A 13,668-nucleotide genomic window follows, 5' to 3' on the forward strand; every position below is an offset into this window, starting at 1 on the left:
GTGACTCGACGTTCGCACCCTTTGTCGGAGTAACGTGCCGCTTGTCCCCCGCAATCGAGGCACTCGGAGCACGAGCATGAGCAGCAAGGCCCAGATCGGCGTCACCGGGCTGGCGGTGATGGGCAGCAACCTGGCCCGCAACTTCGCCCGCAACGGATTCACCGTCGCCGTCCACAACCGCACCGCGGCCAAGACCAAGGCCCTGGTGGAGGAATTCGGCCACGAGGGCGCCTTCGTCCCGGCCGAGTCCGCCGAGGAGTTCGTGGCCTCGCTGGAGCGGCCCCGTCGACTGGTCGTCATGGTGAAGGCCGGGGAGGCCACCGACGCCGTGATCGAGGAGTTCGCCCCGCTGTTGGAGGAGGGCGACGTCATTATCGACGGCGGCAACGCCCACTTCGCCGACACCCGGCGCCGCGAGCGCGAACTGCGCGAGCGCGGCCTGCACTTCGTGGGCGTGGGCATCTCGGGCGGCGAGGAGGGCGCGCTGCTCGGCCCGAGCATCATGCCGGGCGGCTCGTCCGAGTCCTGGACCTCGCTGGGCCCGATGCTGGAGCGGATCGCGGCGAAGGCCGAGGACGGCACCCCGTGCACCTCGCACGTGGGGCCCGACGGCGCCGGACACTTCGTCAAGATGGTGCACAACGGCATCGAGTACGCCGACATGCAGCTCATCGCCGAGGCGTACCACCTGCTGCGCGAGGTCGCGGGCTACGACCCGGCGCGGATCGCCGAGACCTTCCGCACCTGGAACCGGGGCCGGTTGGACTCGTACCTGATCGAGATCACCGCCGAGGTCCTCGCGCACGTGGACCCCGAGACCGGCCGCCCGTTCGTGGACGTGGTCGCCGACGCCGCCGAGCAGAAGGGCACCGGCCGCTGGACGGTGCAGATCGCCCTCGACCTCGGCGTCCCGGTCTCCGGCATCGCCGAGGCCGTCTTCGCCCGTTCCGTCTCGGGCCACACCGCGCTGCGCGCCGCCTCCCACGACCTGCCCGGCCCCACCCCGGCCGCCCTCTCGGGCGCCGAGGCGGACGCCTTCGCGGAGCGGGTGGAGCAGGCCCTGTACGCGTCGAAGATCGTCTCCTACACCCAGGGCTTCCACCAGATCCGCGCGGGCAGCGAGGAGTACGACTGGAACGTGGACCCGGGCGCCATCGCCTCGCTGTGGCGCGGCGGGTGCATCATTCGCGCGGCGTTCCTCGACCGCATCAAGGCCGCCTACGACGCCCGTCCCGACCTGCCGAGCCTGCTCGCGGACGAGGGCTTCGCCCGGGAGATCGGCTCGGCCCAGGACGCGTGGCGCGAGGTCCTGGCCACGGCCGTGGTCCGGGGCGTGCCGGTGCCGGCCTTCGCGGCCTCGCTCGCGTACTACGACGCGCTGCGCACCGAGCGGCTGCCGGCGGCGCTGACCCAGGGCCAGCGCGACTACTTCGGCGCCCACACCTACCGGCGCGTGGACCGCGAGGGCTCGTACCACACCCGCTGGAGCCAGGACCGCACGGAAGTCCGCACCGACACGGCCTGACCGACCCCGAGCCGGCCCGACGGAAGCCGGGCCGGCCGGCGCTCGTGCTAGCCGGCTCGCCCGAGGGGGCCGGGCTGGGGCACGGGCGCGGGGCCGGGCGGCGGCGGGACGGGGTCGGGCTCCGGCACCGGCCCCGGCGGGGTCGGCGTCGGGTCCGGCCACGGGCCCGGTCCCGGTACGGGATCGGGCGCCGGGCCGGGGACGGGTCCGGGCGGGGCCGGCACGGGATCGGGTCCGGTCGGCGGGGGCTGGGTCGATTCGATGTCTCGCACCATGCGTCCCACCTTCCCCCGATCCCGGGCACTACGCGCGCCCGGCCGCGACGGCCCTCACCAGAGCGAGGGATCCCCCGCGAGCTGCGCCTTCGCCGCCGCGACCACCTCGGGGGGCGCGGCGGGCGCCAGGTCCGGGTGCTTCTCGGCCCAGGCGGCGGCGTAGGGGCACAGCGGCACGACGGGCACGCCCTCCCGCGCCGCCAGGTCGTACAGGAACCGCACGAGCGAACCCGCGATCCCCCGCCCCTCGTGCCCGGGCTCGACGACGGTGTGCACGACGACGACCGCCCCCGCCCCGGGTTCCGCCGTGCGGGTGAAGCAGGCGATGTGGCCGACGACCACGGCCTCGTCCACGGCCCACAACCGGCCGGCGGCCCGCTCGTCCCTGATGGTGACCGACATCGGCCCCGCCCTCCCTCGGCTCAGACGGCGGCGACCGCGTGGGGCGAACGCCGCTGCTCGGTGTCGGGAACCGGCGCGGAGGGGTCCGCGCCGAGTTCCACGATCCGATTGTCCGCGTCCACGTGCACGACGCGCGGCACGAGCGCACGCGCCTCGGCGTCCTCGACCTGCGCGTAACTGATGAGGATCACGAGGTCCCCGGGGTGCACGAGGTGGGCCGCGGCCCCGTTGATCCCGATCACCCCGGACCCCCGCTCCCCCTCGATGACGTAGGTCTCCAGCCGGGCCCCGTTGGTGATGTCCACGATGTGGACAAGCTCCCCGGGCAACAGATCGGCGGCCTCGAGCAACTCGACGTCCACGGTGACGGACCCGACGTAATGCAGATCGGCCTGGGTCACGGTGGCCCGATGAATCTTCGACTTGAACATGGTGCGCAGCACGAGATCACTCCCAAAAGACGGCTCCCTGCCCGCTTTTGCGGGTCAAGGGCGTCCCGCACTCTACACCGACGTTCGATGGCGCCGAAGGGCCATGGGATCAGGGGGTGGTGTCCCAGCGGTGCTTGATTTTGCCCTCCGGGCCGAAGACGTCCAGCAGGTATCCGTTCTTCGGGGCGATCAGGCCCTCGCTCTTGAGAAAGCGGATGAGTGAACGGTCCAATTCCTCGAAGTTCTCGCCCCTGGCCTCTCGACTCCGGACGATGACGAGGGGGTCGCCGTCGGGGGTGACGCGGGTCTCGACGCTGTACACGTCGGTCTGCCCGCCGGACTTCTTGTACCGCTCGGCCGGCGCCGCTCCCTCGGCCGGCGCGGCCGTGGGCGTGACGATGGGGCCGGGCCTGCCGGACGAGGAGTCGGGGCGGTCGGCCTCGTCGTCCGAGGAACAACCCGCCAAGGCCAGAATTCCCGCACCCACGAGAATCCCGGCACGGCCTGCTCGCAGGACCATGGACACCCCTCTTCGATCACGCGAGGAATTCGACGACGGCGCGAGATGTCGGCGGGCACGGCCCGCCGACACGCGCGGAGGAATTCATCGTAATTCAGGCACCGGTGCGTGACGAGTGGTCACTTTTCCTTGTCGGGACGGCAATTCGTCCCGCCGGCGGACCACTTGTCCGTGGCTCGGCCTCGCCGGGCGCCGCTGTGGGCAACCTTCGCTCAGGTGTGTTGGGGGAGGCCCTTGAGGCGGATGAAGACCGTGGCCGGGTCGAGGCCGGCCAGGGTGAGGAGGTCTCCGAGTTCGGCGGCGGCCGTGGGGCCCTGGGCGGTGGGGCGGGGGGTGCCGATGCCGACGAAGGTGGCCGCCGGGGTGCCGGGGGCGGGGATCCGGAACGAGGTCCACACGCGGCCCACCTGGCGGATCAGGACCGGGCGGTGCCAGGCCATGAAGCAGGGCATCCGGCTGCCGCGGGCTCGGACCAGGACAGGGCCGGGCCAGAGGTCGTCGGGGAGGCCGGAGACGATCGTGACCGCCTTCGCGCAGGGGGCCTGGGGGTTGCCGAACTCGCCGGTGAGTTCCCAGACGCCGTCCTCGTAGGTGGCGTCGAGGCCGGCCTCGGACAGGGCGCGACGGGCCTGACCGACCGGGTCGGCGACGGCGTCGGCACGGGCCACCAGGGCGCTCACGTCGGCCGGGGTGAGCACGGGGGCGCCGTGCCGGGCGGCGGGCAGGCACAGGTCGGCGGCGTCGGCGGGTTCGGCGCGGGCGGCGGCCGGGCGGGCGGCCTGCCACAGGGCGCGGGCCTGGGGGCCGGCCTCGGGACCCTCGATGTCGGTGTGGAGGGCGAGGAGGGCGGTGTGGGCGGCGATCACGGCGTCGACGCGGGCCCGGTCCGAGTCGGGGACGGGGAGGGCGGCGAGGGCGTGCACGAGGTCCGCGCCCAGGGCGTGCCAGTCGCGGTCGGTCTCCTCCCAGAGGCCGCCGGCGAGCAGGCGCAGGTAGAGGGTGCCGGTGAGGAGGGTCGCGGGCAGGGCCCAGGGGCCGGGCGCGGGGTCGTCGCCCGAGGTCGGGGCGGGGGCGGTGAGGTGGTGGATCAGGTCGGTCAGCCAGGCCCGGCCGGCCTCGCGGTCGGCGTCGCCGACGACCGGGGGCGTGGTGGGCGCGCGGTGGCCGTCGAGGAGGTCGGCCAGGTCCGCGCCGAGCACGCGGCGGCGGGCGGTGTGGTCCGGGATCGGGGCCGCCGGGTCGGCGGTGCGGTCTTCGAGGAGGAGGAGCAGTTCCCGGGCGAAGCGACGGCCGGCCTCGGGGTCGGTGCCGAGCCGGTCGGCGGTGTGCGCGGCGATCGGGTGCGATCCGCCGGCCGCGGGCTCCGCCGTGGGCGCCGGAGGCGCCGTGACCGCCGCGGCCGGGGCTTGGGCGGCGTCGGCCGCGTTCCCGGCGGGGGCCGGGGCCGGGGCCGGGGCGGGGGGCGTCACGGGCGCGGGGGCCGTCACGGCGGGTGCCGGGGCCGGGGCGGTGCGGGCGTCGAGCGCGGGGGCCGTCACGGCGGCGACGGGGGTCGTCGGCTCGGGGGCCTTCGACACGGGTGCCGGGGCGGGGGCCAGCACGGTGGGCGTCACGGGCGCGGGGGGCGTCACGACGGGGGTCGGGGCCTCGAGGGTGGAGGCCGTCGTTGCGGGCTTCGGGGCCGGGGCGGCAGCGGTGACGGGCGTGGGTGCCGAGGGCGTCGGGGCCGGGGCGACGGGTGTCTGGGGGCCGGGTGCCGGTCGTGTCGCGGCGGGGGGTGTGGGCGCCGGCGCCGGGGGTGTGGGGCGGGAGTGGGGGGTCGGGGTGTCGAGGGGGGTGGGGGTGGAGGTGACCAGGGTGGCGTCGGCGAGCAGGCCGATCGCGCGGATCCGGGTGCCGGCCGCGGGCTCGGGTTCGGGCAGGCTCAGGGCGGCCGTGCGCTGGGGCGCGGGGATCGCGCCGAGGGTGCGCCAGGTGTCGGGGGTGCCTGCCGCGACGGCGTCCGCGATCTCGATCTCGATCTCGGCGTCGGCGGGCCGGGGGCCGAGGACGATCTCCGCGTGCCCGTCCCGCACGCGGGCGGCGAGCAGGGTGACGGGGGCTTCGCCGCCGGCGGGGCGGTCGGCGGGCGCGGCCGGGTCGGCCGGGGCGGCGGGCCCGTCGCCGGTGTCGACGACGAGGGCGCACGTGCCGGCCGGGGCGGGGGCGAGGCGGACCTCGGGGCCGGTGGGGGTGGTGTCGGGGGCGGCGCAGTGGAGTTCGACGAGGGCTTCGGCGAGGCCGCGCAGGTGCTCGGCCCACCAGGGCGCGAGGGCGACGGTGTCGGGGAGGGTTTCCAGCCAGTCGGCGAGGTCGGCGAGGAGGGGGTGGGAGGCACCGTCGTCGGTGGCGAGGAGCGTGCGGGGGGCGCCGTCGGGGCCGATCGCGACGCGGCAGGCGGCGTCGCCCAGGAGCAGGGTGAGGTGGGGGCGGAAGGCGCCGGGGCCGGCGGCGCGGCCGTGCAGGTGGGCTCCGTCGGGGCGGGCCGGGGCGGCGGCGTCGGGGCCGACGTCGCCGAGGAGGGCCACGTGGGCGCCGAGGGCGCGGGCGAGGTGGGTCGTCGGCGTGGGCCGGTCGGCGTCGGGTCCGAGGACGAGGAGGTGCCGCAGCTGTGCCCCGCCGGTCTCCTCGGGCCACCGCGCCACCAGATCTGCGGTGGTGGTGACGGACTGGATGGACACGATCGCGGTCGCGGTCACGCCGCCACCTCCGGGAGGGTGCGGGCCGCGCCCGTGGGACGCGGCGGGTACGGGTCTGGGGTGACGGCCGCGGGTCCGGGGCTCGGCGGGAGGGCCGAGCGGGCGCGCGGGCCGGGGCCGGCGGGACGGTCCGGGCGGGCGCGGGTGGGGGCGGGGCGCGGGAGGGCGTGAACCCGAGGTCGGGCCCTGTCCCCGGCCCGTTCCGGTCCCACCGTCGTCACCCGCATCACGTCGCCTTCCCGCTCTCTCGTGCCGAGGTTACCCCGACCCGTGAGGGTGAGGACGCGGGCGTAGGGTGGACGTGCGGCCGGTCCGTGCGGGCCGGTGCCGACGGAGCGCGGGAGGGTTCGTGACGGAGCGGAAGCCGCCGGGTGTGAGTCCGGAGTTCTGGGCCGATCGTCAGATCCGGGAGGCCGACGAGCGCGGCGATTTCCGGAGTCTTCCGGGCTTCGGCAAGCCCTTGGCCTCGCTGGACGCGCCGTACGACGAGATGTGGTGGATCCGGGACAAGTTGCGGCGGGAGGGTTTCTCGCCGCTGCCGCCGGCGATCGCGTTGCGCAAGGACGCGGAGGACGCGTTGGCGGCGGCGCTCGCTGCCCCGTCGGAGCGGCGGGTGCGGGAGATCCTGACCGAGGTGAACGAGCGGATCGCGGTGGCGCTGCGGCGACCGCCGCAGGGGCCGCCGTTGCGGTTGTCGGTGTTCGACGTGGACGCGGTGGTGGCGGACTGGCGGGAGCGGCGCGCTGGGTGAGCGCGCCGCTCGCGGGCGGGTGGTGCGGCGCGCTCAGACGAGGTGCCGGCCGCCGTCCACGGTGAGGCTCTCGCCGGTGGTGTAGCGGGCGTCGACGAGGTGGAGGGCGGCCTCGGCCACGTCCTCGGGGGTGCCGACGCGGCGCAGCGGGGTGTTGGCCTCGATCCAGTCGCGGGAGCCGTTCCACGCCTCTTCCTCGCCGGCGTACCAGGGGGTGTCGATGAGGCCGGGGGCGAGGGCGTTGACGCGGATCTCGGGGCCGAGTCGGGAGGCGAGCAGTCGGGTCATGTGGTCGAGGGCGGCCTTGCTGACGGCGTAGGGGATCGAGCTGCCCATGGCGCGCCGGCCGGAGACCGAGGTGATGTTGAGGACGCTGCCGTCGCCGCTCGCCCGCAGGTGGGGGACGGCCGCGACGGTGGTCTGCCAGGTGCCGATGACGTTCACGTCGAGGATGTCGCGCCACACGTCGGCGTCGGCGGCGTCGAGGTCGTCGAGGGGGATGAAGCGGGTGGTGCCGGCGTTGTTGACGAGCACGTCGAGGCGGCCGTGGTGGGCGACGGCGTCGGCGACGAGGGCGCGGGCGGCGTCGGGGTCGGAGACGTCGGCGGGGATGTGGACGGCGTCGGGGAGTTCGGCGGCGAGTCGGGCGCCGGCCTCGTGGCTGCGGGCGGAGTTGACCACGACCTTGAGGCCGGCGGCGGCGAAGCGGCGGGCGATGGCGGCGCCGATGCCGGACGAGGATCCGGTGACGAGCGCCACACGCTTTTCGGTCATGTCTGCCTCCCCTGAGCGGCCCCCGGCGGGCCGCGCCCCGCGAGCATACCTCCACCCAACGGAATCGTTTTTCCGCATGACGGAATAATAGGGGGTGGTGTCAAAGAGTCGCCCCGGTCGTCACCCCCGCGAAGGGTGACGGCCCGAGACCTCCCTCCCCTCTCCCCCGTCACCCCACCGCCGACCGCGGGCGGGAGGGCCGGCGCGAACCGGTGTCCCCGTTCCTCCGACCGGCCGCGCGCCGGTCCGACGATCCGATCGACCGCCCCTCGCGCACCACCCGTCACACGGTGCGAGCATGCGCGCACCGACAGCGAGCCGGCCGGAGCGTCCGCCCCGGCCGGGACGAGAGGGAGGCCCGTGACACCCCAGTCGACCGACACGGCGAGCACGCGACGTTCCGGACCCGCCCCGAAGGACCGCGTCAGACCGGTGGTCCCGGGCCCCGCGAGCCCCGCCGGCGCCGACCGCGGGACCCGGGCCGGGCGTCCCGCGCGCACCGACCCCGAACTGCTGCTCGCCGCCTCCGTCCTGCTCGCCGACGCCGCCCTCTCCGCCCGTCGCGCCGCCGCCGAACTCACCGGCGCCCTGACCGGCCCGCGCGCCCTGCTCGCCGCCCTGCGCGATCCCGCGTGGGCCGTCGGCGCCGCGTTCTCCTGCGCCCGCGCCCTCAGCAACCCGGCCGGTCTCGGCTTCGGCGCCAACGGCGGGGCGGTCGGCGAACTGGCCCGCGCGGTCGGGAACGTGACCCGACGGCGACCGGCGGCCGTGGCCATGGCCGTGGACGCGTTCGCGCTGCGGATCCGGGCGGCCGCCGCCGACCACCCCAACCTGGAGTCCCCGCACGCCCGTCGGCTGACCGACGCGATGACCGCCGGCGACCGCCTGGAGGCCCTGCGCGCGCTGGCCGCGCTCGTCGAACGCCTCGGCGTGACCCGCGCGCTGACCACCGTCAGCCCCGTGATCATGGAGCTGTGCGCCCTGCTGGGCCTCCTCGACGAGAACCCCGTCAACGACGCCTTCTCCTGGGTCACCCTCGCCGGCGGCATCCCCACCACCGACCCCTTCCTCGGCCTGCCCAGCTCCCTGCTGGGCTTCCTCAACCCCGGCCCCGGCCGCGCCGAACGCACCGACCCGGACCCGATCCTGGCCAAGGTGCTGGCCGGCTCCCGCAACGACGTGGTCAGCTACGTCAACGACATCGGCGCCCTCGGCAACCACGGGCTGGTGCTGCTGCGCGAGGTGGAGTGCGCGGACGGCGTGACCCGATGGGTGCTGCTGCTGCCCGGCACCAGCTTCGCCCTGCTCAGCAACAGCACCCCCCAGGACCTCGTCGGCGCCTTCGACGGCTGCCTGCGCACCGACACCACCTACACCCGGGCCGCCCGCAAGCTGCTGCGCCGGGCCGGGGTGCCCGCCGGCGCCGAGGTCATGTTCGTGGGCCACAGCCTGGGCGGGCTCACCGCCATGAACCTGGCCTCCGACCCCGAGGTCGCCGCCGAGTACCGGATCACGCACGTCATCGCCGTGGGCTCCCCCATCGACGGCAAACGGCCCGCCGACCACACCACCCGCGTCATCAGCCTCGTCAACAACCACGACGTGATCCCGATGCTCGACGGCCGCGGCCCCGCCTCCCCCCACGACCTGCCGGCCGGCTGGGTGGAGCTGGCCTGGCTCGACGAGTCCTACGACTACCCGCTCTCCCACGCCCCGCAGGCGTACTCCGACACCCTGCGCGGGGAGATGGCCCGGCACCGCGACACCACCAACGACCTGATCCGGCTGTACGACGGCGAGATCGTCGGCAACCAGACCTATCTGCTGCGCGACAAGTGAGCTGAGGGAGAGAACCACCGATGAGCAGCACCGCCGAGCACCCGACCGCCGACGCGGGCCCGGCAGCCACCGCCCCCACCCGGCCGCCCGCCCCCGCGTGGCCCTGGGAGCACCTGGCGGCCGGGGCGCGGATGGTCGCCGAGCGGCTGCCCTGGGCGGAGGCCCCGGCCCGCGCCCTGGGCCTGCCCGCGCTCTCGCCGCGCGCCCTCAGCCGTGAGCTGCCCGCGCCGGCGGGGCGGGCGCGGGCCGGGCGGCCCGTGAGCCTGCGGACCCCGGCGGGGAGCTTCGTGGTGACGGCGGACGCCGACGAGGGCGGCCGGCTGCTCGCGGACGCGGCGGCGGCCGGGGCCCTGGGGCCGGCGGTGGCGGTGACGGCGGCGGGGCGCCGGCGGGGCCTGTCGGCGCACGCCGCGCCGCCGGCCGGAGCGGACCGGGAGGTCTCGGACCCGGCGTGGGCGCCGTGGTTCGCGGCGCACGCGCGGGCGCTGTCGGCGGCGCGGCTGGGGGACGCCACGGTGGGGTGGGAGGCGTGGCGCGCGGAGGCGCACCGGCTCGCGCGGCGGCTGGTGGTGGGCGAGGCGGCGGCCGAGGACACCCTGCTGACGCACGTGGTGTTCGCGGCGGCGGCCGACCTCGGGCACCGGGGCGGCCCGGACCGGGCGGCGGCCCTGCGCCGTCGCCTCACCCCGTACCTCACGAGCGGGGACCCGGCGGAACTGCCGCGCACGGCGCACCTGTTGGCCCTGGTCTCGGAGGCCGCGGCGGGCACCGCCTGGCAGGCCCTCGGCCTGCTCGCCGGCGGGCACGGCCGGGCCGAGGACACGGCCGGGGCGCGAGGGCTGGTGGAACGGGCGCTGCTCTGGTGGCCCCCGCTCGACGGGGTCGCGCACCCGGTGCGCACGGCGTTCCCGTGGGGCGAGGTGGTGATCCCGGCGGGCGCGGAGGTGCTGCACCGCCCGGGGCGGCCGGTGGGCACGGACCCGGCCGCGGTGCGCGTGGCCCACGGGGCCGCCGATCCCGCCTCGACGGCCCTGTGCGGCGGGCCGGAGCCGTGCGCGGCGGCCGGGATCGCGGTCGGCGTGGCCGCCGAACTGGTGCGCGCGGTGGCCGCCCGCACCCGCCCGTTGGCCGTCTCCCCGGCCCTGGACCCGCGGCGACCGCCGACCCTGCTGGACCCGGCCGATCTCGTCCTCGCCCTGCCCGACCGGGAGCCCCCGGTCGAGGCGGTGGGGCCCGAGGGCTCGGCCGAGGCGCTGTCCGCCGGGTCGGCCGCTCCCCCGGCCCGTTCCCTGGCCCTGTCGCCGGCGGCCCACGGCATCCTGGCGCGGGCCGAGGCCGAGCGGTTGGAGCGGCACGCGGACCGGCTCGCGGCCTGCGCCGAACACCCGGGCTGGAGCGCCGACGAGGCCGGGGAGCGGGCACGCCTGGCGCTCCTGGACCACGCGGTCCGCTGCTCCCGCGCCGCCGAGGACGTGCGCCGCGCGGCCCACCGCCTCACCGACTGACCGTCCGCCCGCGGTGGGGCGGCCCCTCGCCCCACCTCGTCCCCGACCCGCCGTCCCGCTCTCCCCCGCCCGCCCCGCGACCGATGGGTGCCACCGCCGTGCCGACGCTCCCCCCGCCCCCACCGCCCGACCGGGCGGCCGTCCTCGCCGGTCTGGGCGGCTACGCCCCGCCGCGCGCGGTGACCAACGACGAGCTGTGCGGGGGCCGTTCGCTCGGCGACGAGTGGATCCGGACCCGGATCGGGGTCGAGAGCCGGTTCGTCGCCGACGGGGAGGCCACCGTGGACCTCGGGGTCCGGGCCGGCCGCCGGGCCCTGCGGGCCGCCGGGGTGGACTGGGTGGACGCCGTGGCGTACGGGGCGGGACCGGCCTGGGGCTCGACGACGCTGGTCTGGCCCGCCGTGCGCGCGTACGCGACGGCGGGGCCCTGGGACTCCCCGACCTGGCCCTGAGGAACCCGCCCGCGCCCCGGGCCCCGACCCCGGGCCCGGGCCACCGCTCCCCGGCTCCGGCCCCGGTCCCGCCGGCTCACCAGTAGGGCGTCTCCCGTCGGTCCCGGTCCACCATCTCCTGCAACCGCGCCCGCACCAGCGCGCAGTGCTCCGTGGCCACGCGGGCTCGCGCGCCCCGGCCGGCCGGGCTCGCCGGGGCCGGGATCCGCGGCCCGACGGTGACCCGCCATTTCGCGGGCAGCGGCACCGGGGAGGTCACCGGGAAATAGGGCAGGTCGAATAGGCGGGCCAGCAGCGGGACTTCGCCGAACTTCGGATACGTCTCCTCCGCGCCGATGACGGAGACCGGAATGACGGGCGCGCCGGCCGCAATCGCGGTGACCGCGAATCCGGGGCTGAAGGGGCGCAGCCGATAGCGTTCGCGAAAGGGCTTCTCCAATCCGGACACCCCTTCGGGAAACACCCCGACGAGTTCACCGGCGGTCAGGTGTTCCCACCCCAGGGTGGGCTCCAGCGGGATGGCCCCGTGCCGCCTGGCGTACGCGCCGAGCACCGGGAAGCGGAAGGCGATCGGGGCGGCCGGCACGCGCACGGTCCGCCCCAGCCCCCGCGCCAACACCTTGAGCAGCACGAAGGCGTCCAGTCCCCAGGCCCCGGAGTGGTTCGCGACGAGGAGCGCGGGCCCCTCGGACGGCACGTGCTCCAGCCCCCGCACCTCCAACCGGAACCAGTCGGCGACCAACCAGTCCAACAGCCGGTCCCACGCGCCCTCGCCCGCCTCCCCCACCAGCCGGCGCATTTCGCGGAGTTCCGCGCCCGCCACGTCGATGACCTCGAACACGCTGTCCGACACGACCACTCCATTCCTCGATCCGACCCATTCCGCGCGTCGATCACGTCAATCGCCCGCGCGCCGACGGGTTTTGAGGTGTTCCACCGCCGTGGTAGTTATTTGAGCACGCACCGGAGCCGTTTCCGCACCGTGCGTGATCGTTCGTTCTTTCGTCTTGTCAGTCCCGTTCCGTCCACCCGCTCACCGGGAGTACCGCCGTGACCACCACCACGCCCGAATCCGTCCGCACCCTGCTCGGGCAACTCCTCGTGACGCGTTTCGAGGTGCCCGCCGACGAGGTGCGGGACGCGGCGCCGATGGCGGAGTTCCTGGTGGACTCGCTGTTGGTGGTGGAGATGGCCATCGCCGTGCACGACGAGTTCGGGGTGAAGGTCGAGGAGGAGGAGCTGCGGGGCACGACCCTGGCCGAGTTCGCCGCGGTGGTCGAGGACCGCCGGTCACGCGCGTGACCGGCCGCGCGCGGCCCGCGGTGCGCGGGGCCGGGCCGGCCCGCGACTGAAGGACGGGCGGCGCCCGGTCGGGACACTCCCGCCGACCGGGCGCCGCCGCCCCGTGCGCCCCCCGCTCGCCCCGTCGGGCCGCCGCCTCGCCCGTCCCCCGCTGCTCCCCGGTCCCCCGTGTCACGGATCGCGGGGCGTTCGGCGCGCCACGCCGCGCGAACCCTTCGCGGCGGGCCCGTTCGGCGTCATCATGCCCTCCGTCGCACAGGGAGCGACGAGCCGCTGATCCAAGGGGGGACGAGGATGACGGAGCACGGGGGGCCGGCCGGTGGCCGGGGGCGCGGGGTCGTGGAGGGCGCGTTCGCGGTGCTGGAGGCGCTGCGGCGGACCGGGGAAGAGGCGGGGGTGACGGAGTTGGCGGAGGCGTGCGGGGTGCCGAAGGGCAGCGTGCACCGCTTGCTGGACCAACTGGTCGCGGTGGGGGCCGTGGAGCGTTGGGGCAGCCGGTACCGGGTGGGGCCGGAGCTGTACCGGATCGGGCAGGCATGGCAGCCGCACCCGGGGCTGCGGGCGGCGGCGCGCCTGCCCTCGCACCGGCTGCGGGCGGCGACGGGCGCGAGCGTGGTGGTGACGGTGCTGCACGAGGACCTGGCGTTGACGGTGGCCTCGGTGCCGGGCGCGGGCGAGGTGCTGGTGCCGGTGCGCAACGGGGCCGGGTTCCCCTTGGAGACGGCGGCCGGCCGGGCGCTGTGCGGGCCGCGCGGGGACGGGCCGACCTGGGATCGCGGCGGGCTGGTGCCGGGGGTGAGCTGCGTGGCGCTGCCGGTGCGGACGGCGGGGGCCCGGCTGCCGGTGGCGGCGGTCGCGGCGGTGCTGCCGGAGCGCGCCGTGTCGGGCGCCGGCGAGGGCGCGGGCGGCGCGGAACGGGTGGTGCGGGCGGTGGCCGAGGCCGCGGCGGCGGTGGCCCGGGGGCTGGCGCGTCCGGTCCGGGAGCCCACCGGGCTGCCCCGGGGCCTGCTGCGCTGACCGGCGGCCGGGCGGCGGGACGCGCGGCCCCGGGCCGCGGGCTCTACGCGCGTTCCACTGGGCGGAACGCGCGTGGACCGGGCCACGAGAGCGCGGGCACAGTGGGGTCGTGCCGGAGGAACACCGGCGCGGCGGGG

At 76.7% G+C, this 13,668-nt stretch carries 13 protein-coding genes; 7 read left to right on the forward strand and 6 right to left on the reverse strand.

Annotated features, from left to right (window positions below; genetic code table 11):
* Window positions 1-76 precede the first annotated feature (76 nt).
* Window positions 77-1,525, forward strand: a complete 1,449-nt coding sequence (gndA, locus tag ACN20G_RS01605) for an NADP-dependent phosphogluconate dehydrogenase (protein WP_424210882.1) — start codon at window positions 77-79, stop codon at window positions 1,523-1,525.
* A 329-nt stretch (window positions 1,526-1,854) separates the two neighbouring features.
* Here gndA and ACN20G_RS01610 read toward each other — a convergent pair whose 3' ends face one another.
* The 4 genes from ACN20G_RS01610 to ACN20G_RS01625 all read right to left on the reverse strand — a co-directional run bounded on the left by ACN20G_RS01610 (window position 1,855) and on the right by ACN20G_RS01625 (window position 5,891).
* Entirely contained in the window at window positions 1,855-2,202 is a 348-nt protein-coding gene (locus tag ACN20G_RS01610) for a GNAT family N-acetyltransferase (protein ID WP_424210883.1), read from the reverse strand.
* Between the two features lie 20 nt (window positions 2,203-2,222).
* Entirely contained in the window at window positions 2,223-2,645 is a 423-nt protein-coding gene (panD, locus tag ACN20G_RS01615; protein WP_424210884.1) for an aspartate 1-decarboxylase, read from the reverse strand.
* A gap of 97 nt (window positions 2,646-2,742) precedes the next feature.
* The gene (locus tag ACN20G_RS01620; RefSeq protein ID WP_424210885.1) at window positions 2,743-3,120 is read right to left on the reverse strand and encodes a hypothetical protein; all 378 of its coding nucleotides are present in this window, start codon (window positions 3,118-3,120) and stop codon (window positions 2,743-2,745) included.
* Between the two features lie 245 nt (window positions 3,121-3,365).
* Window positions 3,366-5,891, reverse strand: a complete 2,526-nt coding sequence (locus ACN20G_RS01625; RefSeq protein WP_424210886.1) for a hypothetical protein — start codon at window positions 5,889-5,891, stop codon at window positions 3,366-3,368.
* A gap of 349 nt (window positions 5,892-6,240) precedes the next feature.
* Between ACN20G_RS01625 and ACN20G_RS01630 the strand changes: the two genes are divergently transcribed.
* Window positions 6,241-6,642, forward strand: a complete 402-nt coding sequence (locus ACN20G_RS01630; RefSeq protein ID WP_424210887.1) for a DUF1992 domain-containing protein — start codon at window positions 6,241-6,243, stop codon at window positions 6,640-6,642.
* Window positions 6,643-6,675: 33 nt separating this feature from the next.
* Here the strand turns inward: ACN20G_RS01630 and ACN20G_RS01635 are convergent, their stop codons facing one another.
* Window positions 6,676-7,416 carry an SDR family NAD(P)-dependent oxidoreductase gene (locus ACN20G_RS01635; protein WP_424210888.1) on the reverse strand — a complete coding sequence of 247 codons (741 nt, stop codon included), beginning with the start codon at window positions 7,414-7,416 and terminating at the stop codon, window positions 6,676-6,678.
* Between the two features lie 360 nt (window positions 7,417-7,776).
* On the opposite strand from ACN20G_RS01635, the gene ACN20G_RS01640 reads away from it, so the two are divergent.
* The 3 genes from ACN20G_RS01640 to ACN20G_RS01650 all read left to right on the forward strand — a co-directional run bounded on the left by ACN20G_RS01640 (window position 7,777) and on the right by ACN20G_RS01650 (window position 11,212).
* Window positions 7,777-9,255: a lipase family protein gene (locus ACN20G_RS01640; RefSeq protein WP_424210889.1), complete on the forward strand. Its 1,479-nt coding sequence runs from the start codon at window positions 7,777-7,779 to the stop codon at window positions 9,253-9,255.
* Between the two features lie 20 nt (window positions 9,256-9,275).
* Window positions 9,276-10,760, forward strand: coding sequence for a hypothetical protein (locus ACN20G_RS01645; protein ID WP_424210890.1), 1,485 nt, complete (start codon window positions 9,276-9,278; stop codon window positions 10,758-10,760).
* Window positions 10,761-10,858: 98 nt separating this feature from the next.
* Window positions 10,859-11,212, forward strand: coding sequence for a hypothetical protein (locus tag ACN20G_RS01650; protein WP_424210891.1), 354 nt, complete (start codon window positions 10,859-10,861; stop codon window positions 11,210-11,212).
* Between the two features lie 76 nt (window positions 11,213-11,288).
* Here the strand turns inward: ACN20G_RS01650 and ACN20G_RS01655 are convergent, their stop codons facing one another.
* Window positions 11,289-12,065, reverse strand: coding sequence for a lysophospholipid acyltransferase family protein (locus ACN20G_RS01655; RefSeq protein WP_424210892.1), 777 nt, complete (start codon window positions 12,063-12,065; stop codon window positions 11,289-11,291).
* A 197-nt stretch (window positions 12,066-12,262) separates the two neighbouring features.
* Here ACN20G_RS01655 and ACN20G_RS01660 point away from each other — a divergent pair, with 197 nt between their 5' ends.
* The gene (locus ACN20G_RS01660; protein ID WP_424210893.1) at window positions 12,263-12,514 is read left to right on the forward strand and encodes an acyl carrier protein; all 252 of its coding nucleotides are present in this window, start codon (window positions 12,263-12,265) and stop codon (window positions 12,512-12,514) included.
* Between the two features lie 294 nt (window positions 12,515-12,808).
* A complete protein-coding gene (locus ACN20G_RS01665) occupies window positions 12,809-13,531 on the forward strand; it encodes a helix-turn-helix domain-containing protein (RefSeq protein ID WP_424210894.1) in 723 nt (240 codons plus the stop codon).
* Window positions 13,532-13,668 lie beyond the last annotated feature (137 nt).

The sequence above is a fragment of the Streptomyces dryopteridis genome (genome assembly GCF_049606955.1).
GTDB lineage: Bacteria > Actinomycetota > Actinomycetes > Streptomycetales > Streptomycetaceae > Streptomyces.